This is a genomic window from Vicinamibacterales bacterium (genome assembly GCA_036504215.1).
Lineage (GTDB): Bacteria > Acidobacteriota > Vicinamibacteria > Vicinamibacterales > Fen-181 > FEN-299.
In genome coordinates this window covers 178,625-198,536 of record DASXVO010000028.1, presented here as the reverse complement: position 1 = coordinate 198,536, position 19,912 = coordinate 178,625, and the positions used below count along the sequence as shown (strand labels likewise).

Annotated in this window: 22 protein-coding genes; 13 read left to right on the top strand and 9 right to left on the bottom strand. The window is 67.5% G+C overall.

What is annotated here, in order from left to right:
* From VGK32_07355 to VGK32_07315, 9 genes are all read left to right on the top strand, one after another.
* Positions 1-364: hypothetical protein (locus VGK32_07355; protein ID HEY3381567.1), on the top strand; the 364-nt coding region annotated here is incomplete at its 5' end.
* A 7-nt stretch (positions 365-371) separates the two neighbouring features.
* Complete coding sequence (locus tag VGK32_07350; GenBank protein ID HEY3381566.1) at positions 372-1,283, top strand: prephenate dehydrogenase/arogenate dehydrogenase family protein; 912 nt, start codon at positions 372-374, stop codon at positions 1,281-1,283.
* An 86-nt stretch (positions 1,284-1,369) separates the two neighbouring features.
* Positions 1,370-2,098, top strand: a complete 729-nt coding sequence (locus tag VGK32_07345; GenBank protein ID HEY3381565.1) for a CoA transferase subunit A — start codon at positions 1,370-1,372, stop codon at positions 2,096-2,098.
* A gap of 15 nt (positions 2,099-2,113) precedes the next feature.
* Positions 2,114-2,761: a 3-oxoacid CoA-transferase subunit B gene (locus VGK32_07340; GenBank protein ID HEY3381564.1), complete on the top strand. Its 648-nt coding sequence runs from the start codon at positions 2,114-2,116 to the stop codon at positions 2,759-2,761.
* Between the two features lie 90 nt (positions 2,762-2,851).
* A complete protein-coding gene (locus VGK32_07335) occupies positions 2,852-3,244 on the top strand; it encodes a M67 family metallopeptidase (GenBank protein HEY3381563.1) in 393 nt (130 codons plus the stop codon).
* Positions 3,241-3,825 carry a sigma-70 family RNA polymerase sigma factor gene (locus VGK32_07330; protein ID HEY3381562.1) on the top strand — a complete coding sequence of 195 codons (585 nt, stop codon included), beginning with the start codon at positions 3,241-3,243 and terminating at the stop codon, positions 3,823-3,825. The genes VGK32_07335 and VGK32_07330 overlap by 4 nt, the downstream gene beginning before the upstream one ends.
* A gap of 37 nt (positions 3,826-3,862) precedes the next feature.
* On the top strand, positions 3,863-4,405 hold the full coding sequence (locus VGK32_07325) for a hypothetical protein (protein HEY3381561.1): 543 nt from the start codon (positions 3,863-3,865) through the stop codon (positions 4,403-4,405).
* A complete protein-coding gene (locus tag VGK32_07320) occupies positions 4,405-5,943 on the top strand; it encodes a polymer-forming cytoskeletal protein (protein HEY3381560.1) in 1,539 nt (512 codons plus the stop codon). The genes VGK32_07325 and VGK32_07320 overlap by 1 nt, the downstream gene beginning before the upstream one ends.
* Positions 5,944-6,066: 123 nt before the next feature.
* Complete coding sequence (locus VGK32_07315) at positions 6,067-7,608, top strand: leucyl aminopeptidase (protein HEY3381559.1); 1,542 nt, start codon at positions 6,067-6,069, stop codon at positions 7,606-7,608.
* Positions 7,609-7,662: 54 nt separating this feature from the next.
* On the opposite strand, the gene VGK32_07310 is transcribed toward VGK32_07315, so the two are convergent.
* The 9 genes from VGK32_07310 to lexA all read right to left on the bottom strand — a co-directional run bounded on the left by VGK32_07310 (position 7,663) and on the right by lexA (position 17,235).
* Complete coding sequence (locus VGK32_07310; GenBank protein HEY3381558.1) at positions 7,663-7,950, bottom strand: hypothetical protein; 288 nt, start codon at positions 7,948-7,950, stop codon at positions 7,663-7,665.
* 53 nt (positions 7,951-8,003) lie between these two features.
* Complete coding sequence (locus tag VGK32_07305) at positions 8,004-10,034, bottom strand: N-acetylmuramoyl-L-alanine amidase (protein HEY3381557.1); 2,031 nt, start codon at positions 10,032-10,034, stop codon at positions 8,004-8,006.
* Positions 10,031-12,334 (bottom strand): DNA translocase FtsK 4TM domain-containing protein, encoded by a 2,304-nt coding sequence (locus tag VGK32_07300; protein HEY3381556.1) that lies wholly within the window; start codon positions 12,332-12,334, stop codon positions 10,031-10,033. The genes VGK32_07305 and VGK32_07300 overlap by 4 nt, the downstream gene beginning before the upstream one ends.
* 3 nt (positions 12,335-12,337) lie before the next feature.
* On the bottom strand, positions 12,338-14,032 hold the full coding sequence (locus VGK32_07295) for a ribonuclease J (protein ID HEY3381555.1): 1,695 nt from the start codon (positions 14,030-14,032) through the stop codon (positions 12,338-12,340).
* Positions 14,033-14,313: 281 nt separating this feature from the next.
* Entirely contained in the window at positions 14,314-15,123 is an 810-nt protein-coding gene (rsmA, locus tag VGK32_07290; GenBank protein ID HEY3381554.1) for a 16S rRNA (adenine(1518)-N(6)/adenine(1519)-N(6))-dimethyltransferase RsmA, read from the bottom strand.
* The gene (locus tag VGK32_07285) at positions 15,120-15,551 is read right to left on the bottom strand and encodes a metallopeptidase family protein (GenBank protein ID HEY3381553.1); all 432 of its coding nucleotides are present in this window, start codon (positions 15,549-15,551) and stop codon (positions 15,120-15,122) included. Before VGK32_07285 ends, rsmA begins: the two co-directional genes overlap by 4 nt.
* Complete coding sequence (gene nth, locus VGK32_07280) at positions 15,548-16,243, bottom strand: endonuclease III (GenBank protein ID HEY3381552.1); 696 nt, start codon at positions 16,241-16,243, stop codon at positions 15,548-15,550. Before nth ends, VGK32_07285 begins: the two co-directional genes overlap by 4 nt.
* Before the next feature lie 2 nt (positions 16,244-16,245).
* On the bottom strand, positions 16,246-16,560 hold the full coding sequence (locus VGK32_07275) for a DUF3467 domain-containing protein (GenBank protein ID HEY3381551.1): 315 nt from the start codon (positions 16,558-16,560) through the stop codon (positions 16,246-16,248).
* A gap of 69 nt (positions 16,561-16,629) precedes the next feature.
* Complete coding sequence (gene lexA / locus VGK32_07270) at positions 16,630-17,235, bottom strand: transcriptional repressor LexA (protein HEY3381550.1); 606 nt, start codon at positions 17,233-17,235, stop codon at positions 16,630-16,632.
* Positions 17,236-17,411: 176 nt separating this feature from the next.
* Between lexA and VGK32_07265 the strand changes: the two genes are divergently transcribed.
* The 4 genes from VGK32_07265 (at position 17,412) to VGK32_07250 (ending at position 19,908) form a co-directional block, all read left to right on the top strand.
* Positions 17,412-18,056, top strand: a complete 645-nt coding sequence (locus VGK32_07265; protein HEY3381549.1) for a sigma-70 family RNA polymerase sigma factor — start codon at positions 17,412-17,414, stop codon at positions 18,054-18,056.
* Positions 18,053-18,640 carry a hypothetical protein gene (locus VGK32_07260; GenBank protein HEY3381548.1) on the top strand — a complete coding sequence of 196 codons (588 nt, stop codon included), beginning with the start codon at positions 18,053-18,055 and terminating at the stop codon, positions 18,638-18,640. The genes VGK32_07265 and VGK32_07260 overlap by 4 nt, the downstream gene beginning before the upstream one ends.
* Positions 18,641-18,672: 32 nt before the next feature.
* Positions 18,673-19,227: a hypothetical protein gene (locus VGK32_07255; protein ID HEY3381547.1), complete on the top strand. Its 555-nt coding sequence runs from the start codon at positions 18,673-18,675 to the stop codon at positions 19,225-19,227.
* A 63-nt stretch (positions 19,228-19,290) separates the two neighbouring features.
* Positions 19,291-19,908 (top strand): hypothetical protein, encoded by a 618-nt coding sequence (locus tag VGK32_07250; GenBank protein ID HEY3381546.1) that lies wholly within the window; start codon positions 19,291-19,293, stop codon positions 19,906-19,908.
* Positions 19,909-19,912 lie beyond the last annotated feature (4 nt).

Here is a 19,912-nt window from a genome sequence, read left to right as displayed (position 1 = left end):
CGACGACCTGATCCTGTGCGAGCGCGGGATCCGCACGTTCGAGAACTACACCCGGAACACGCTCGACATCTCGGCGATTCCGGTCATCAAGAGTCTGAGCCACCTCCCGATCATCGCGGATCCCAGTCATGGCACGGGCCGGCGCGACAAGGTGGCGCCGATGGCGCGCGCCGCGGTGGCGGCCGGCGCCGACGGCCTGATCATCGAGGTTCATTGCGACCCCGACCACGCGCTGAGCGACGGCGCGCAGTCATTGCTTCCCTCGCAGTTCGACCGGCTGATGGCCGAACTTCGCATCATCGCTCCGGCGATCGGACGCAGCATCTGCGTCGAGCCCGTCGCCCGCCGGGGCTGGTCCAGGTAGGCGACCCATGACCAACGACTCCCGCGTGATCCCGCTGCGGCCCCCGGATGTCGAAAACCGGCCGCCCGTCTTCGAACGCATCGCCGTCGTCGGCCTCGGTCTGATCGGCGGGTCGATTGCACTGGCCGCGCGCCGGGCGTGGCCGTCCGCGCTCGTGATTGGCGTGGACCGGAAGCCTGTGCTCGAACGCGCGATGTTGCGCCACGCGATGGACGTCGCCTCTGAGGATCGGATGATCGCATCGGAGGCGGACCTCGTGATTCTGGCCGCACCAATCCGGCAGAACCTCGAACTGCTGTCGACTCTCGCCGATACCCTCGTCGGTGAGGCGGTGATTACGGACGTCGGCAGCACGAAACGCAGCATTGTCGAAGCGGCAGCGGCCCTGCCCGCTCGGCTCACGTTCGTCGGCGGCCACCCGCTTGCCGGCGGCACCACGGGTGGAATCGATGCGGCGCGCGAGGACATGTTCTCGGGGCGGCCGTGGCTGTTCGTGCCCACGGGCGACGGACAGTCCGAGGCAGTAGGCCGGCTCTCTGTGTTCGTCGAAGGCCTCGGCGCGCAGCCTCGAGTGCTGGCGTCGGCCGCGGCGCACGACCATCTGGTCGCACTCCTGAGCCATCTGCCGCAATTGACCGTTTCCGCCCTGATGTCCGCCGTGGGCGAGCGCGTAGGCGAGGACGACCTTGCGCTGGCCGGCCGAGGGTTGATCGACACGACCCGCCTTGCCGCCAGTCCCGCCGACATCTGGTGTGACGTGTGCGCAACGAATCAGGACGAAATCGGCCCCGCGCTCGACGTTCTGATCGAGCTGCTCTCGGCGCTGCGCGCCCGTCTCGACGATGCCGAGGCGGTTGAGAAGCTGTTCTCGTCGGCCAACCGCTGGCGCGCGGCGCTGACCGACCGCCGCCCCTCGTGATCGAGGGACCGAACGCCTGTACCGCCCGACGCGCGTCTTGACAAGGCCCTGCTGTTTCCGGCCTCATAGAAACGGGGTCTTCCACTATGAACAAAGTGCTCGCGAGCGCCGCGGAGGCGGTGGCCCTCGTCCCGGATGGGGCCACGATCATGATGGGCGGATTCGGCCTGTGCGGGATCCCGGAGAACCTGATTACGGCCCTCCACGAGTGCGGCACCCACGACCTCACGATCATCAGCAACAACGCCGGAGTGGACGGTTTCGGGATCGGCGTCCTGCTCAGATCGAAGCAGGTCCGCAAGATGATCTCGACCTACGTGGGCGAGAACCAGGAGTTCGAGCGCCAGTGCCTCAGCGGCGAACTGGAGCTGGAGCTCGTGCCCCAGGGTACGTTCGCAGAGCGCATCCGCGCGGGGGGCGCCGGCATCGGCGGCTTCTTCACGCCGACCGGTTTCGGCACCGTCGTGGCGGATGGCAAGGAGACCCGTGTCATCGGTGGCCGACCCTATGTGCTCGAGATGGCGCTGAAAGCCGATTTCGCGTTCGTGAAGGCGTTTCGTGGCGACCGCTTGGGAAACCTCATCTACCGCAGGACGGCGCGGAACTTCAACCCGATGATGGCGAGCGCCGCGACCGTTACGATCGCCGAGGTCGAGGAACTCGTCGATCCCGGCGCGATCGATCCCAACGCGGTGGTGACGCCGGGGATCTTCGTGAGGCACATCCTGCAGGGCCGGACGTACGAGAAACGGATCGAGCGCCGGACGGTGGCCTCGTCGCGGGCCGGCTGGCGGCTGAACCCCTGGTCGGAATAGGCGAGGAGGGTCTTCGTGGACAAGCGCGAACGCATCGTCCGCCGGGTCGCCCAGGAGCTGCGTGACGGCGACTATGTGAACCTCGGGATCGGGATGCCGACTCTCGTCGCCAACCACGTCCCGCCGGGGATCGAGATCACGCTCCACTCGGAGAACGGCATGCTGGGCGTCGGGCCGTATCCTCTGGACTCCCAGGTCGATCCCGACCTGATCAACGCCGGCAAGGAAACCATCAGCGAGACTCCGGGATGCTGCTACTTCAGCGGCGCCGATTCGTTTGCGATGGTGCGTGGCGGGCACATCGATCTCACCGTGCTCGGCGCGCTCGAGGTGGACGAGCAGGGGAACCTGGCCAACTGGATGATTCCCGGCAAGATGGTCAAGGGCATGGGCGGGGCGATGGATCTTGTCGCGGGCGCCAAGCGTGTCATCGTCGCGATGGAGCACACCACCCGCGACGGCGCGCCGAAGATCCTGCCGAGTTGCCAACTGCCGCTGACGGGCCAGCACGTCGTGGACACGATCATCACCGAGCTTGCCGTGATCGCGGTGACCTCGGACGGCTTGGTCCTGAAGGAGATTGCGTCGGACGTGACCGTCGCTGACGTTCGCCGGGCCACCGCCGCCACGTTGCGCACGGAAGGGGAGCCGGGGAGGTTCTGACCCGGCTATCATGAGCATGGTGCCGGCGGCCCGCGCAAGCCTGCGGGCGCGAGGGACGATGCTGTGACAGACCGGGCGGGTGTAGTACAAATGAGCGCGGCCGCGCTCGACGCCATCGTGGCGCATGCACGCTCCGAGGCTCCCCGCGAGTGTTGTGGCCTGTTGCTCGGCACGGGCCGGCACGTCGAGCGCACATTCCCGGCGCGGAATGAGCTGGCCAGTCCGACCCGCTACCAGATCCAGCCCGAAGACCACTTCGCCGCCATTCGCGAAGCGCGTGATTCCGGCGTGGCGGTCATCGGTGCCTACCACTCGCATCCCAGATCCGCCGCCTCGCCCTCGGCGACCGACCTCGAGGGGGCGTCCTACCCGGAGTTCGTCTACCTGATCGTCGGCTTCCCGCCGGGTACCGATCCGGAGATTCGCGCATTCTCGCTGGCGTCGGGGAACTTCGTGGCCCTCGAACTCGTCCGGTTGACGTGAGTGAGGACCACCTGACCGACGCCGAACTCGTCGAACGCGCCCTCGGCGGCAGCGATGATGCCTTCCGGGCGTTGGTGGCCCGTCACCAACGTCCGGTCTACAACCTGCTCGTCCGCATGCTGAGAAATCCCGCGCTGGCCGAGGATCTTGCGCAGGAGACCTTTCTCAAAGTCTTTTCGCGCCTGTCCACGTTCGATCCGCAGTTCAAGTTCTCGAACTGGATCCTCCGGATCGCGCACAATCGGGCCATCGACGCGATGCGGCGACGGGGGCCGGCCGAGGTGTCCCTCGACGAGCCGGATCCCGCGGAACAGGCACGGATGAGCCAGATCCTGGTGGATCCGACCAGTGACGCCGCACCTCGCCGCGCCGAACAGCATGACCTGGCGCGGGCGCTGGACAAGGCGTTGGCCAGACTCCGGCCGGAATACAGGGAAGTCGTGGTCCTTCGGTATCACGAGGACCTCGGATACGAAGAAATCGCACGGGTGACCGGACTTCCGCAAGGCACGGTGAAGAGCTACCTGCACCGGGCGCGGGCGGAAATGGCCGCGATTCTGAGCCGCCAGGGCTGGGGATGACCCGGCGTGCAACCTGGGCCGGGTGAACAGCGTAGGAATGAAGAGGATGACGGCAATGGGCGACTGGCAGACCGACGACCTCGTCACGTGGCTGGACGCCGAACAGGCAGGGGCCGAGGACGCGGCGGACACCCACTTTGCGGCGCTCTTCGCCCGTCACGTGCCGGCCGTTGAACCGCCGCCGGCCTTTACCGATCGGGCCATGCTGGCCTGGCACCAGTCGGCGGGCTGGCGACTGTCCACGCTTCTGACGGAGACGTGGATCCGCGCGACGATGGCCACCGCCGTCGTGGTGATGGGTGTCGCGCTCGCGATGCTCTCGCCACATCTCGCGTTCGATGTCATGGCTGGCGCAGCGGGCGCCGCGGCGCGCCTCGCACACGGTGCGGTCGTCACGATGGCCGTCGGCCTGGACATCGGGCGCGTGGCGTTGAGCGTGGTCGTGACCCTGGGTCGTGCGGCGGCACTGCTTGCCACCACCGGCGCCATGCCCGCGATTCTTACCGCGAACCTGCTCCTGGCGCTCGGATCGTGCTTTGGCCTGAAGCGTTTACTGGCTCCGCGAGAGGAGTATTCCTGATGTCACGCATTCTGTCGGATGGCCACGGATGGAGAGCTGGTCGCGGGTTCTGCCGCAGCGCCTGGCTGCTCGTGCTGCTCGTGCTGCTCGTGTCGATCCCGCTCGCTCAAGCCGGCGTCGGCGCGCAGACGTCGAACACCCGGCAGGCGTCGGCCTCCGAACGCCGGGTCCGGGAGGCGGTAGTCTCGCGCTTTCGCGTGCTTCCGGTCCAGAACGGCATCGTGCTCGTGCCGCTCGGCCGGTACGAGGGCGTGGACAACATCGAACTGCGTGACGGGATGATCGCCGTGAACGGGAAGGTGGTCACCGGCGGAGAACTCCGTCAGCGGCTGGGCCGCGACGCCGACCCGGTGCTCGAACTGTCGTACTTCGACCTCGAAGCACAGCGTCGCCTGCTGCTGCCACCTGCTGCACCGGAGGCGCAACAGGCAGCGCCTGATGCCGTTTCGCGCCCAGCTCCGGAGCCGGCTCCCGTGGCGCCCGCCGAACCCGCGATCCCGACTCCGGCCGAACCCGAGCGTCAGTTCCGGCGTGAAGTCGAGGCACGAGTCCGGTTGGGCGGCCACATCCACGTGGCGGAGGACGAGCAGGTCAACGGTCCGGTGGTTGTCGTTGGCGGTTCGATCGACGTCAACGGGCGCGTTCGGGAGGACGTCGTGGCCGTGGGCGGCAACGTGCATCTCGGGCCGCGCGCCGACGTGCATGGCGACGTGACGGTGATTGGCGGCACCTTCGAGCGGGAGAGTGGCGCGGTCGTGGGCGGCCGGGTCAACGAGGTTGGTGTCTCGTGGCCGGCCATCCAGGTGCGGCCGCTCCGGAACTGGGACGTGCACTTCGCGCCTTGGTTTGGTGACGGTCCCTGGAGGACGTTCCGCCTTCTCGGTACGCTGTTGCGCATGGCGCTGTTCGCCCTGCTGGCGACGCTCGTGCTGCTCGTGGCGCCGCGCGCCGTCGAACGTGTCGACGTTGCCGTCAGGCAGCAGCCATGGAAGGCGGCGCTCATCGGCCTGTTCGCGCAGTTGCTCTTCGTGCCAGTGCTGGTGATCGGTGTCGTGCTCCTGGTCATCTCCATTGTCGGTATCCCGCTGCTGGTGCTGGTGCCGTTCGCCGTGCTGGGATTCTTCGTGGCGCTGCTGCTCGGGTTCGTCGGATCGGCGACCGCGCTGGCCCGGTCGGGACAGGACCGGTTCCGATGGTCGCCCGGTACTTCGTTCACGCTGCTGTTCGTTGGCCTCGTGCTGATCTGGGGCACGACCGTGGCTGGCCGGATGGTGTCGCTCGGCGGGGGCCCGCTCACCGTGCTGGGCGCGTTGCTGCTGTTCGTCGGATTCATGGTGGAGTACGCGGCGTGGACCGTGGGCCTCGGCGGCGCCCTGATGACCCGGATGGGTCGCTCTGGCCGGCTGGTCGAACCGCCGGTCCCGCCGGTCCCGGTGGCCCCGGTGGACGTGCCTGTGGAGCCGCTTCCGCCGGACCTGTCGACCGGCGATCCCGGCCGGGAGTCGCCGGATCGCCGCTTCGAGGATCCGCAGTCGTAGCAGGGGCCGGGACGTGCAGGGTGCCCGGGCCACTCAGCCTGCAAGCCGACTGCGCTTTGTGGGCTACCCCGAGGATCGGTCGCAATCGGATGGCGCCATGGCTGTCGGTCTATAATCCCGGCGATGGCGCTTCCACTCCTTCCAACCACTCTGGCCGCATCCACCGCTGCGCTCGACCAGCTCGATGTCGATTGGGTCGCGATGCCGCTGTTCGAGGGTGAACTGCCGGCTGCCGTTGCCCAGGTCGATGACGCGACGCGGGGCGAACTCGGGCGTGCGCTGACGTCAGGTGAATTCAAAGGGAAGCGGTACGAGCTCTTCGTGCTGCCGGTCGTCGAGGGGGCGTTCCGCGCTCGCAGGCTCGTGCTCGTGGGCGGTGGGGCAGCCGCGGAGTATCGGCCCGACGTGGCTCGTCGTCTCGCGACGGTCGTTGGCCTGCGGGCGCGGGAACGGCGTGCGGGCCGAGTCGCCTTCGTCCTCAGGATGCCTGACGGAGGCGTGTCGGCACCTCCGGACACGGTGTGGATCCAGGCGGTGAGCGAAGGCCTGACGCTGGCCGAGCACGACAGCGCGCAGTACAAGTCCATCCAGGAGCCGCAGCCGCCCATCGTATTCTCGGTCGTCGTGCAAGGCAGCGCGGGCAGTCCGTTCGCTGCGGCCACGAGCGCGGCCGATCGCGGCCGTCAGATCGCGCATTGCGTCAACCTCGCCCGCGAACTCACGAACGAGCCCGGGAATCTCCTGTCTCCGCGCATCTTTGGCCATCGCGCTCGTCACGTCGTGTCGGGCACGGCGCTCACCATCGACGTCCTCGACGGGAACAGCATCGACGAACTCGGGATGGGCTTGATCGCCGGTGTGGGCCGGGGCAGCCACGAGGCGGCGCGCGTAATCGTCGTCCGGCACGATCCGCCGGGCGCGCGCGACGTCCCGGTTCTTGGGCTGATTGGCAAGGGCGTGACCTTCGACAGCGGGGGGCTCTCGCTCAAGACCGCCGACGGCATGGAGCGCATGAAGGACGACATGGCCGGCGGGGCCGCCGTGCTGGCGGCCATGCGCGCGATCGCGCTGTTGCAGGTGCCCGTGCGTGTGGTCGCCGTCGTTCCCGCGGTGGAGAACATGCCGGGGGGCGGGGCGACGCGGCCCGGTGACGTCCTGCGCGGCGGGGGCGGGCGCACGGTCGAAGTGGTCAACACCGACGCCGAGGGCCGGCTGCTCCTCGGTGACGCGTTGTGGTACGCGCAGCAACTGGGTGCGACGCACTTGGTCGATATCGCCACGTTGACCGGCGCCTGTGCGGTGGCCCTCGGCAGAAGCACTGCGGGGTTGTTTGGCCGGCCTGACAGCTGGCGCGATCGGGTGCGCGGCGCGGCGGACCGCTGCGGGGAGCGGGTCTGGCCGCTGCCGCTGATCGATGAAGAACGCGAGCAGTTGAAGAGTGAGATCGCGGACACGGTCAACAGCGGCACCCGGTATGGCGGCGCAATCACTGGCGCGCTGTTCGTCGGGGAATTTGCGGTGGATCGCCCCTGGGCGCACATCGACATCGCAGGGCCGGCCTGGAACAGCGACGCCAAGCCGTACCAGCCCAAGGGCGCCACAGGCTACGGCGTGCGCACGTTGGTGGATCTGGCATTGGACCTCGCGTCGAACCCGCCAGCATAGCCCGCGGCACCGGGGCCTGGCGACGGCGCGCCGGGACGTCGATCGCTCGATGGTCTACGAGTGTTCGGATGGCGGCTCGGTGGGTAGATTGAGGCGGTACGGATTGCCTTCGATTCCAACGGCCTCGCGAACGATCTGCCGATGGCGGAACCAGATGAACAGACCGCCGAGCAGGAAACCGAGCAGTGCGGCGCCGATCAAGAACAACGCGGTGATTCCGACCGAACCGAGCAGGATGTCGGCGACACTGATTTCCTTGGCCGGCTCCTGCACGATCTTCACGATCACCGGCGTCATCGGCTGGCTGGCAAGTGCGAACATCACTGTCGGTGATTGTACCATGCGCCCTTCGGCTCGGGACGGGAACCGCCCGCGATACCCGATTCCGCGGTCCGCTACTGATGTGGCCCCAACGATTGGGCGGTCTTCAGTGATTTCTGGTAGCCCCGCACCGCGTCGAACAACGCCTCTGCGACCGACTGCCGATACGCCCCCGTCTTCAGCAGGCGTCCTTCCTGGCTGTTGGTGATGAAGGAGATCTCCGCGAGAACGCTTGGCATCGACGCGCCGATCAGGACGATGAAGGGCGCCTGCTTCACGCCGAGATCTCTGGGCGCACGGTCGATGCGCAGGTGGTCCATCAACCGGTGTTGAACGAGCGCCGCGAAGCTTCGTGATTCGTCCAACTTGCTGTTCAGCGTAATCGCACGCACGATATCCGGCAGGTTGCTCATCGTCCGGCCGGTTGCCGCGTTCTCCCGAGCCGCCACGGCCTCGGCCTCGGGGTCCGTCGCGAAGTTCAGGACGTAGCTCTCGATACCGCGGGCGTTCCGATTCCGACTGGCATTCGCGTGGATCGAGAGAAACAGGTCGCCCTGCTCGCGGTTGGCGATGGCGGTCCGTTCCTCGAGCGGAACGAACTCGTCGATGCGACGGGTCAGGACCACTTCGATCCCGGCGCTCTTCAGGAGCTTCTCGAGTCTCAGCGCGACGTCCAGCACGACGTTCGCCTCGAACACCCCGGCGCCCTCAGCGCCCGGATCTCGGCCGCCGTGCCCGGGGTCGATCACGATCTTCGAGGCCCCGAGCCCCAGCTGTCGGGCCAGCGAGTAGCCGTCCCGGATCGGCGGAGGCGCAGGAGTGCGCTCCGGGAGGCGGCGTTCCGGCGCGATCGGCTTCTCGGGCTGAGCCGATTCGGGTGCGGCATCCACGTTCGCCGCCGTCGGCGCGTCGGCAGGCACCGCGCGTGGTCGGCCAGTTGTCGACGATGCGGCGGGCGTGGGCGAGTCGACGCCGGTCGGTCGCGTGGCTGCCTGGACCAGTGGCGCCAGTGGCGCGAAGGCGTTCAGCCACGGGCGTGACGCGAGAGGGGGCCGGATCAGCCGAGGGTCGATGCCATCGATGCGAGCCAATGTAACCACTCCTTGGCTCGTGTGCCGCGACGGCAGCGGCGGATACTCGCGGACTGCGGGGAATGCGTGGGGCACGGGCGTTCGCGCGACGGTGTCGCGCGGGATTGGAGTCGCCTGCACGATGCCGGCGAGAGGCACCGCTCGAGATGTCGGCCACTGCCCGCCGGACGGCAGACCGGCGGGTGCGTGTGTCGCGCCCGGGGTGAGCAGCGGCCGTTCACGCTCGCAGTCGATGACGATCCGATAGGGCCGCGACAGCGTCGAGACCGAGTAGCGCTTCACGCCGTCGAGATCGAGGACCACGCGCGTGGTCTGGTCCGGGCGCCGGCCGACCCTGATGTGCCGGACGACATCGTCGGTGTACGTCGAGGTGCCCTCGACGATCGTCCCACCCAGCCGCGTGCCGGGAAGGTCGAACAGTGCGCGTGGCGGATTCTCAACGCGCTCGGTTCGGTACGCGATCTCGGCATCGAGTTCGATCGTTACGCGGACGACGTCCGGCCGGAGCGTGCGACGGATGTTCCGCAGTACCCCCTGTGCCGCGGTCTCGCTGGCTGGCGTTGCGGGCCTGTCAGCCGCGGACCTCAGCGGGCGCGAAGCGGCCGTCGGCGGGGCTTCGAGCCGCTTGAGCGCCGCGCGGGCGTTCGCTGCCAGCGAGCTGCTCGGGTAGCCCTCGATGAGCAGTGCGAACAAGCGGGTCGCCGTCGCGCGATCGCGCGCCTGGCCGAAGCGGTCGAACGCAGTCTGCGCGAGCGACCCGCCCTGCCACAGCGCGTTGTCGGCGTATCCTGTGGCGGGATAGCGGCGGACCACCGCATCGTAGGCCGCGATCACGGCCCGGTACTGCTTCAGCGCCGGTCGCGAGGCCGGCGGGCCGCCGTCCGCCGCGCGCAGTTGCTCGTCCTGCACCTTCGCCGCGGCGTACATCTCCCGGGCCGTCTCCGCCCAACTCTCGGTGGCGGTCAGGACGGCGAGCATCGACAGGAGTGCGACGCTCCGAGCCAGGGTTCTCACCGCAGCTGTGTATCCACCTCGTTGAAGTAGCCCTTGTCGACCAGTACCTCGCGTGCCTTGCTGCCGTCGGCGGGAGAGACCAGTCCTTCGGCTTCCATCATGTCCACGAGCCGGGCGGCGCGGCTGAAGCCGATTCGCAGCCGACGCTGCAGATACGAGATCGACGCCTGCCCCGAGGCCACCACGATGCGCGCGGCTTCGTCGTACAGATCGTCCTTCTCGAAGGTGAGGCCGTCGGCAGCCTTCTCCTCCACGGTGATAGTCTGGTCGTAGACCGGTCTGCCCTGTTTCCGGAGGAAAGCGGCCAGTCTCGCGCTTTCCTGCTCTGAGATGTACGGGCCGTGGAGCCGGATCAGCCGCGAGGACGCGGGCGGCAGGTAGAGCATATCGCCCTTGCCGAGCAGTTGTTCGGCCCCGTTGCCGTCGAGGATGGTGCGCGAGTCCACCTTCGACATCAGGCGGAACGAGACACGGGCCGGCAGGTTGGCCTTGATCAAGCCGGTGACAACGTCCACCGACGGGCGCTGCGTGGCGAGAATCAGATGGATGCCGACCGCGCGGGCCATCTGCGCCAGGCGGCAGATCGACTCCTCGACGTCGTTGCTCGCCACCATCATCAGGTCCGCGAGTTCGTCGATGACGACGACGATGTAGGGCAACGTCCTGAACTCTTCACCCTCCTCCGGCTCGCGCTTCTGCTCGATCGCCTGGCGGATGTTCCGGTTGTACTGCTCGATGTTCCGGACGCCCTCGGCCGCCAGCGTCTTGTAGCGCTCCTCCATCTCGCGCACGGCCCACGCCAGCGCGTTCGCCGCCTGCTTGGGGTCGACGACCACGGGCGTCAAGAGGTGTGGAATCTCCTCGTACATCCCCAGTTCGAGGCGCTTCGGGTCGATCATGATCAGTCGCACCTCGTCGGGCGTCGCCCGATAGAGGATGCTCGTGAGCATGCTGTTGATCGCCACCGACTTGCCGGTGCCGGTGGAGCCGGCGACGAGCAGGTGGGGCATCGTCGCGAGGTCGGCGACGTAGGGCTCGCCATGGATCGTCTTGCCGAGAGCCAGCGTCAGCTTCGAGCCCGAGCGCCGAAAAAGGTCGGACTCGAGCATGTCCCGCAGGGAGATGGCCTCGCGATTGGTGTTCGGGATCTGGATGCCGACCGTCGCCTTGCCCGGGATCCGTTCGATGAGCACCGATTCCGCCTTGAGGGCGAGCGACAGATCGTCGGCGAGCCCGGTCACCTTGGCGTACTTCACGCCTGCGTCGGGCTTGAACTCGAACGTGGTGACCACCGGTCCCGGATGGATCTGGACGACACTGCCGGCCACCGAGAACTCGTGGCACTTCTCCTCGAGCAGGCGTGCGGCTTCCATCAGTTCACGCTCGTCGATCTTCTGCTCGCTCTTCGGAGCGTCGAGCAGTGCCAACGGCGGCAGGGTGAAGCCATCCCGCTTCTTTTCGATCGGTGTGCGCGACTCGAAATCGGACGCCGTTGCAGGCGAGGGTATCCCGGCGGCGCGGCGCGGGGCGGCGCTCGGTTTGGCGATGGCCGGCGTGACGCGCGTGGTTTCCGCGGGCGAGGGGTCGGACACCACCGGGTGCACGGCCACCGCCGGGGCCTTCTCGACCACCGCGGTCTTGGTGTCCTCGAGGTTCCGGGCCGTGTGCTTCTTGATGACCTCGCGACGCTGCCGTTCCTTGCGTCTGGCCTCGCGCCGTTCGTGCCAGCGCCCGGTCATCCGGCTCCAGGCGCCGGCGATGGTCTGGACGATCGACGAGAACAGCCGTCCGAAGGAGAACTGCGTCGCGAGAATCAGCGACAGCACCAGCAGCGTCAGGATGACGATGATCGAGCCGGTCCGATTGAAGTCGTGCGCGAGCCGTGCCGAGAGGAACTCGCCGAGGTAGCCGCCCGCCCGCAGTTCGCGTCCGGAGAAATTGACGGCGCCGAGAGCGACGGCGAGAAGTGCGCTCGAGCAACCGAAGAGCAACACGGTGCCGATCGCCTTGGTGTAGATCGCATCGAGGCTGCGGCACCAGAAAAGGGTCCAGCCGGCCACGCCGAGCAGGATCGGCACGAGGTACGACGCGAAGCCGAACAGCTGGAACGAGAGTTCGGCGAGAAACGCTCCGACGCGCCCGATGAAGTTCGCCGGGGCGCCGCTCGGGCCGGCGTTGAAGAACCATGCCGGATCCGCGGGCTCGTAGGTGACGAGGGCGATCAGCCAGATGAGGGCGATCGCAAACAGTGCGACGCCCAGGAACTCGCTGACGCGACGGGACAGGCTCGGACCAGCCAAGGTCTAGATCTCCATGATCACCGGCAGGACGAGCGGCCGGCGGTTGGAATGTTTGCGAAAGAACCGACGAAGTTCAACGCGGATCTTCTCCTGCACGAGCCCGCGGTCTGTGCGCTCCTCGGCGCTGATGGCGTCCAGGACCTCGACGATGATCCGTCCCGCCTCGCGCAGTTGCTCGTCGGCGTTCGGCTCCAGCACCAGCCCGCGCGTGATGATGTCGGGGACGCCCTCGATGCCTCCCGTTTGCTTGTTGATGGCCAGCACCGGCACAACCAGCCCGTCCGCCGCGAGATGGCGGCGATCGCGCAGTACCTCATCGGCAACCTCGCCGATGCCGGGGCCGTCGATGAGCACCCTTCCCGTCGGCACGCGCGCGGCCACCTGTCCTGTCTCGCCATCGAGTCGCACGACGTCACCGTTCTCGATCAGCAGCACGCCGAGGCGCGCCGGCGACGCTCCCGCGAGGCGCTCAGCCAGCCGCGCGTAGCGTGAACGCTGTCGGTACTCGCCGTGGATCGGCACGAAGTACCGCGGGCGGACGATGGAGAGCATCAGCTTCAGCTCTTCCTCGCTCCCGTGCCCCGAGACGTGGACGTGCTTGGTCGCTTCCGTCACCACATCCGCGCCACGCCTTGCCAGGTGGTTGATCACGCGGTCGATCGCCCGGTCGTTGCCCGGGATGGCACGGGCCGAGAAGACCACGCGGTCGCCAGGTTCGATGCTGACGTGGCGATGGTCGTTGACGGCGATACGCGAGAGCGCCGCCATCGGCTCGCCCTGGCTGCCCGTGGTCATGCACAGCACCTGCCGTGCCGGGTGATTCCGTACGTCCGACTCCCGGATGAGGATGCCCGGGGGGATCTGCAGGTGACCCAGTTCCTGCGCGATCTGCGAGTGCTCGATCATGCCTCGCCCCACGAACGCCAGCTTCCGGCCGAACTCGTGCGCCAGGTTCGCCAGGATCTGCATGCGGTAGATGCTCGTCGCAAACGACGTCACGACGAGTTTGCCGCGCGTACTGGCGAACAGTTCCTCGAACGCCTCCACGATGTCGAGTTCCGATCCGGTGTACCCGGGACGTTCGATGTTCGTGCTGTCCGCAAACAGCGCCAGCACACCCCGGGCCCCGAGCTCCGCAAACCGGTGAAAATCGAAGTGCTCGCCATCGAGCGGCGTTTGATCGATCTTGAAATCGCCCGTGTGGATGATCGTGCCAACCGGCGAATGCACGGCCAGCGCGATGGCGTCCGGGATGCTGTGCGTGACGTGCAGGAATTCCAGCACGAGTTCGCCGACGGCGATCGTTCCGCGGGGCCGCACCGCGATGAGCCGCCCGTCGAACGCGATGCGGTGCTCCTGCAATTTGGCCCGCACCAGCGCCAGCGTGAAGGGCGTCGCGTAGATTGGGCCGTCCACCAGGCGCATCACGTGCGGCACCGCGCCGATGTGGTCTTCGTGGCCGTGAGTCAGCACGAGGGCGCTCGCCTTGATGCCGCGCTGCTCGAGATACGTCAGGTCCGGAATCACGAGATCGACGCCGAGCAATTCCGGATCCGGGAACATGACGCCCGCGTCCACCAGGACCAGCGTGTCGCCCCAGTAGATCGCCATCATGTTCATGCCGAATTCGCCGAGCCCGCCGAGCGGGATCACTTCGAGTGCCGGCCGACGCGGCTCCTGAGGCCCTGCGAACGTCATAGTCGTTGATTCCGGGAACAGATTTCCGACCGTGCACCGGCCCTTGAAACGCCGTGCGACGACGCAGCCAACCCCTGCGGTTCGATCTCCGTGGAATGGTCCCAGCTCTGTGCGGCCGCGCCCGAGCGGCCACCTCCGGATACAACCGCACCCCACCTGGAGGGCGGCATCCACTTGCGTGGCAGGGTGGATGGCGGGCGCCACGCGAGACCCTGCACCCGTGGCCGCTGGGAGGGCCGCGGACGAATGGTAGGCTGGCGAAACTATAGCACAAATGAGGGTTAGGCTGAAGCCGATCCGGCTGAGACAAATAGGCCGGCAAGCCGCGCCAGTTCCACCAGATCGAGCGTTTCCGGCCGCCGACGCGGGTCGAGGCCCGCGCGCGCCAGGATGTCGTCCGGGTCGATGCCGCGGTCGCCTGCAAATGGCGCCAGCGCGTTGCTCAGCACCTTACGGCGTTTGGTGAACAGGCTTCGGGCCATTGCCTCGATCGGGGCGCCCGGCAGCAGGGCGGCTGCCGAGGGGCGATACGCCAGCCGCACGATCGCGGAATGGACCTTCGGCGCAGGGCGAAACGCGTTCGGCGGAAGCACGAGAAGCCGCTCGATGTGTGCCCGGAGCTGCTGGCAGATCGAGAGCACGCCCCACGCCTTCGACCCCGGTTCCGCCGCGAGTCGGTCCGCGACCTCGAGTTGCACCATGACGGTGGCGTCACGGATCCGGCGCCCCTCGTCGGCCTCGACCAGCAACTTGAACAGGATCGGGGTGGCGACGTTGTACGGAAGGTTGCCCACGACACGCACGACCTCCCCGTCGGACACGTAGCCCGAGAGATCCGTGTCGAGGACATCGGCGTTCACGATCTCGACGTTGGGTGGCGTCCTCTCGGCGAGCCTCGGCGCCAGGTCGCGATCGATCTCGATGGCGATGACGCGGCGCGCGCGCCTGGCGAGCGCGAACGTCAGGGCACCCCGGCCCGGACCGATCTCGATGAGCGTATCGAGGGGGGACGGGGCGATGGCGGCGACGACACGCTCGGCCCATCCCGCCTCGAGAAAGTGCTGACCGAAACGCTTGCGGGCGTGGGTCATACCTCGTCGGAATCCTCCGGCTCCACATCCCGACCACCCCGGCCGGTTCTCCGCTGCCAGTATCGTTCCTCGATGTCTTCGATCTCCTCTTCGCTGAGACCAAAGAAGTGGCCGACCTCGTGGATCACCGTCTCGCCGATTTCGGTCACTACCTCGTCGTCGGTCTCCGAGACGTCCTCGATTGGTCCCTGGTAGATGGTGATGCGGTCGGGCAGCGTGTTGCCGTAGTCCCATCCGCGTTCGGTGAGCGGCGTGCCCTGGTAGAGGCCGAACAGTGTGTCGGGCGGATCGATTTCCATTTCAGCCAGCAGCGCGGGCGATGGCTCGTCCTCGACGACCACCGCAACGTTCCGGAGCCGCTCGCGAAAGCGCCGTGGGATCGTGTCGAGGGCCTCGGCCACGAGTTCGCGGAAGCGTTCGCGCGTCATTTCCTCTTCTTGACGGGGCCGGCCGCGCTGCGGGCGGGTCTGGCACGCCCGGCGGCCATCAGACCGCCGCTCCGGTAGAACGTACACTCGTCGCGGACCACGCAGCGGTCGCAGAGTGGCTTTGGCTTGCAGACGCGGCGCCCGTGGAGGATGAGCGTGTCCGACGTCAGCGTCCAGCGTGCCGGGGGGAGCAGCCGACACAACTGCTGCTCGACTACTTCCGGATCCTCGGACTCGACCAGCCCGATCCGACCGGACACCCGCAGTACGTGTCGATCGACGGGCAAGCCTGGCACGCCGAGCGCGTGGCCGAGGACGACATTGGCCGTCTTCCGTCCGACGCCGGGAAGCTCGACCAGCGCCTCCATGCTTGCTGGCACCTTGCCGTCATGCTTGGACACCAGTGCGGCGGCCATTCCGGCGATGGCGCGCGCCTTCTGCCGGAAGAACCCCGTCTTTTGGACGGCCTTCTCGAGTTCTGCGATGTCAGCCGCCGCCAGCGCCCTCGCATCCGGGAAGCGGGCGAACAGCGTTGGCGTGACCTCGTTCACTCCCACATCGGTGGTCTGCGCCGAGAGGATCGTCGCCACCAGCAATTCGAACGCGTTGGCGTAGCGCAACTCGGTGTCGGCATTCGGATGCTGCCGTTCGAGCTTCGCAAAGATGCGACGCGCGTCGCCGGTCGTCTTCATGGTCAGTGCACCGGGTTCTTGTTCCAGCCCGGCTGCGGGGTCTGATCGCCGAACACGCGCATGTGCTCCTGCAGCGCCGAAATCAGGTTCGGCAACATCGGAATCGGGATGACGACGTTCGCACGGACCGGCGCTCGGACCACGTGCTCGGACTCCGCCTCGCGCAGGTTCTTCTCGGAGAGCGGGAGCACCTCGCAGAACGTGAGAGTGAGGTCGAACGGCGTGTGTGCGATGGCGCAGAAGTTGGCGTAGACCCGCGCGCACGATTCGGGATCGGCCGGCACGATGGTGAAGTTGATGGCTTTGGCGTCTTCCATGGCGTACCACGATAGCACTGGAACGACCGTTCCTCGTGATCCGTTCGAAAGGCGTGTCGCAGCAATCCGTCAGTACTTGCGCATCACGCCGATGACCACGCCCTGCACCTGGATCTGGTCTGCCGGGATCAGGATTGGCTGCATGGCCGGATTCGCCGGCTGCAGGCGCACGTGGCCGTTCTCGCGGTAGAACTTCTTGAGCGTGACGTCGGAACTGCCGAGCAGGGCAATCACCATCTCGCCGTTCTCGGCCGTCTTCCGATCCTCGACGATGACGAAGTCACCGTCGCGGATCTGCTCATCGATCATGGACTCGCCGCGGACGCGCAGCACGTACGTGTCGCGCTTGCCGACGAGATCCTCCGGAACGGCAATCGACTCGGCGGTGGCGATGGCTTCGATGGGAGCGCCCGCTGCAACGAAACCGAGCAGCGGCAACTCGACAGCGCGGCCCCCGGGCCGCGTCTGCACGAGTTCGACCGACCGGCTGCGATTCCACGCGCGCTTGATGAAGCCTTTCTCCTGCAGGTTCGTGAGGTGCTTGTGCACCGTCGCGAGCGAAGACAGGCCGAAGCGACGGCCGACCTCTTCGAGGCTCGGCGCGTAGCCGTGCTGCTGGATGAACTCGTTGAGAAAATCGAGGATTTCCCGCTGGCGCTTGGTCAAGGGCAACACGCAATCCTCCTCCTGCTTGCCGGGCTTCGCGCAGCTGATGCCTGTACTTGCACCAGTCGGGTAGACTCTATGCAAAGGAAAGGCGAAAGTCAAGCGGCTCGGCGATTGTGATAGCGTGCTGTAAACCTCGCACCGCCACCGCGGGTCTAACCCGTCGAGAGTGGAGTGCGATTGCGATGAGCAGCACCTCGGCGGGCCTTACGTGGCCCGAGTGGACGATCAGGGTGGCGCCACACGACCCGAAGGCCGCGTCGGACGTTCCCCGCGTGCCCGACCTGGACAACGCGGATGAGCGTGAACTCGTCCGCGAGTGTCTCGGCGGCCGATCCGAGGCCTTCGACGTGCTGGTGGTGCGTCACCGGCGCGCCGTGTACTTGGTGTGCTACCGGTTCGTCGGAAATCACGAGGACGCAACCGATCTTGCGCAGGACGTGTTCGTGCGCGCGTACCGCGCCCTCGGACGGTTCAAGGGCGACTCGTCGGTCAAGACCTGGCTGTACCGCATCGCCGTGAACGTCTGCCTGAACAAGGTCAGCGCCAGAGCCCTGAGGACCGAGTCGATCGACGATCAGCAGCCGCTGCCGGCGCACGACCCCGACGCGGTGAGCCAGTTGCTCAGTGCAGAACGGGCGGGTTTGGTGCGGGCCGCCGTCGCGCGGCTGCCGCCCAGGCAACGAGCGACGCTGATCCTGCGCGTATACCAGGATCTGCCTCACCTGGAGATTGCCAGGATAATGGGCATCTCGGTGGGCGCGGTCAAGGCGAATTTCTTTCACGCCCTGAACAACCTCCGGCGATTGCTCGCGGGCGAGCCCTTATGAAGCATTTGACCCCGGACGAGCGGATGGCGCTCATTGAGCAGGCGGATCCGCCGCGGCATCCACACCTCGCGGAATGCGAGTCGTGCGGCCGCGACATCGCGGCGATGCGGTCGCTGCTCGCCGACGTGCGGCAGGTCGATGTCCTCGAGCCATCGCCGTTGTTCTGGGAGCACTTCTCCGCCCGCGTCTCTGGGGCCGTGGGGGAGGCTGGACGACCGGCGGTCACCCGGTGGTCGCCGACTGGTGCGTGGCGGATCTGGGTGCCGCTGGCGGCCGGGGTCTCTGCGCTGGTGCTCGTGGCCGCGCTGACGATGCCGCGCAGTCCCGTCAGGGCGCAGACGGCCGTCGTCCCCGCGCCCGCCCTTTCGGGAGCCATGGCCGGTGCTGATCAGGCCGAGGCCGATGCGGCCGCCGAAGGGCAGTGGCTCGCGTTGACACACCTGGCTGATGGATTCGATCTGGAGGCGGTGAGCGAGAGCGGCGCTGCGCTCTCGCCCGGAAGCGCCGACACCGCGGTGTGGCAGCTGTCGGAACAGGAACGCGTGGAACTCGACCGGCTGTTGCGTGCCGAACTCCGGCCGTAGCGCACCGGCTCCTGGACCACGGAGTCATGACCATGAAACGAACCATCGGGTGGACGCTCGGTTGTGTGCTGGCGCTGACGCTGGGCAGCGCGGGAATGGTGATCGCCGGCCAGGCCCAGAACACTCCTCCGGAAGCGGGCGGCAGGGCGAACAGGGACGTGCTGTCTCCGCAGGACCTCGAAATCCTGTTCGACTCCTACACCCTCTTGCAGGCTCAGGAAACGCTCAGGCTGACCGAAGCGCAGTTCCCGAACTTCCTGACCAGGCTCAAGGCGCTGCAGGAAACACGACGGCGAAACCTCCGGGCACGGCGTCAGCTGGTCGCGTCGCTCGGGCAGTTGCTCCGGGCGCCGCAGTTCGACGAAGCGCAGACACGCGAGAGACTGAAGGCACTGCGCGACCTCGACGCGCGGTCGGCCGAGGAACTTCACAGGGCCTACGACGCGGTGGACGAGGTGCTCGAGCCCGCCCAGCAGGCACGCTTCCGGATCTTCGAGGAGACCGTCGAGCGCAAGAAGATCGATCTCCTGCTGCGCGCCCGTCGGGCGGCCGCCGGCGCGGCGCGGCCAGAGTCACCGTCCCGATAATCGACCGCGCGCGCCTCGTGCTACACTCGAATCCTGCGGGTTTCAGGCGGGATTCGAGTCACCATGCTGCACAACATCAACGGCCGGCGGCTGCCGTGGGGTCTGCTCGTCGCGGTCGCGGCACTTTCGCTCGTCCTCGACGCGCAAGGTCCGGCTGCCAGCCGGGAAGACGCAGTCCGGCTCCGCGCGAAGGTCGACGCGATCACCCGCAACGCGGCTCTGCCGACCGCATCGCCACTGAGCACTCGTCTGACCGAGCGGGAGGTCAACGCCTATTTCGCGTTTGACGGTCGCGATGCCATCCCACGTGGCGTCGCCGATCCACACGTGACGATTGTGGGCAGCGGCCGCCTCGAAGGGACGGCGGTCGTCGATCTCGACGCCGTCCGTGACCAGCGGAAATCCCGCGGTTGGCTCGACCCCCTGAACTATCTCGGCGGCCGCGTCCCCGTGGCTGTCAGCGGCACGCTCGACGCGGCAGGCGGATATGCGCGGTTCGACCTCGAGTCGGCGCGGCTTGGCGGCGTGCCGATTCCCAAGATGGTGGTGCAGGAGCTGGTGAGTTTCTACTCCCGGACGGCCGACAACCCACGCGGCCTGAACATCGACGATCCCTACCCGCTGCCCGCACGAATCCGGCAGATCGACGTGCGGCGCGGCGAAGCGGTGGTCGTGCAGTAACGCC

Excerpts from the sequence above, each read along its gene's own strand:
- VGK32_07260 (HEY3381548.1), top strand. The coding sequence starts at position 18,053 with ATGAAGCATTTGACCCCGGACGAGCGGATGGCGCTCATTGAGCAGGCG.
- VGK32_07345 (HEY3381565.1), top strand. The coding sequence starts at position 1,370 with ATGAACAAAGTGCTCGCGAGCGCCGCGGAGGCGGTGGCCCTCGTCCCG.
- VGK32_07295 (HEY3381555.1), bottom strand. The coding sequence starts at position 14,032 with ATGACGTTCGCAGGGCCTCAGGAGCCGCGTCGGCCGGCACTCGAAGTG.
- VGK32_07315 (HEY3381559.1), top strand. The coding sequence starts at position 6,067 with ATGGCGCTTCCACTCCTTCCAACCACTCTGGCCGCATCCACCGCTGCG.
- VGK32_07255 (HEY3381547.1), top strand. The coding sequence starts at position 18,673 with ATGAAACGAACCATCGGGTGGACGCTCGGTTGTGTGCTGGCGCTGACG.
- VGK32_07285 (HEY3381553.1), bottom strand. The coding sequence starts at position 15,551 with ATGACGCGCGAACGCTTCCGCGAACTCGTGGCCGAGGCCCTCGACACG.
- nth (HEY3381552.1), bottom strand. The coding sequence starts at position 16,243 with ATGAAGACGACCGGCGACGCGCGTCGCATCTTTGCGAAGCTCGAACGG.
- VGK32_07275 (HEY3381551.1), bottom strand. The coding sequence starts at position 16,560 with ATGGAAGACGCCAAAGCCATCAACTTCACCATCGTGCCGGCCGATCCC.
- VGK32_07310 (HEY3381558.1), bottom strand. The coding sequence starts at position 7,950 with ATGGTACAATCACCGACAGTGATGTTCGCACTTGCCAGCCAGCCGATG.
- VGK32_07250 (HEY3381546.1), top strand. The coding sequence starts at position 19,291 with ATGCTGCACAACATCAACGGCCGGCGGCTGCCGTGGGGTCTGCTCGTC.
- VGK32_07320 (HEY3381560.1), top strand. The coding sequence starts at position 4,405 with ATGTCACGCATTCTGTCGGATGGCCACGGATGGAGAGCTGGTCGCGGG.
- VGK32_07265 (HEY3381549.1), top strand. The coding sequence starts at position 17,412 with ATGAGCAGCACCTCGGCGGGCCTTACGTGGCCCGAGTGGACGATCAGG.
- rsmA (HEY3381554.1), bottom strand. The coding sequence starts at position 15,123 with ATGACCCACGCCCGCAAGCGTTTCGGTCAGCACTTTCTCGAGGCGGGA.
- VGK32_07350 (HEY3381566.1), top strand. The coding sequence starts at position 372 with ATGACCAACGACTCCCGCGTGATCCCGCTGCGGCCCCCGGATGTCGAA.
- VGK32_07325 (HEY3381561.1), top strand. The coding sequence starts at position 3,863 with ATGAAGAGGATGACGGCAATGGGCGACTGGCAGACCGACGACCTCGTC.
- VGK32_07335 (HEY3381563.1), top strand. The coding sequence starts at position 2,852 with ATGAGCGCGGCCGCGCTCGACGCCATCGTGGCGCATGCACGCTCCGAG.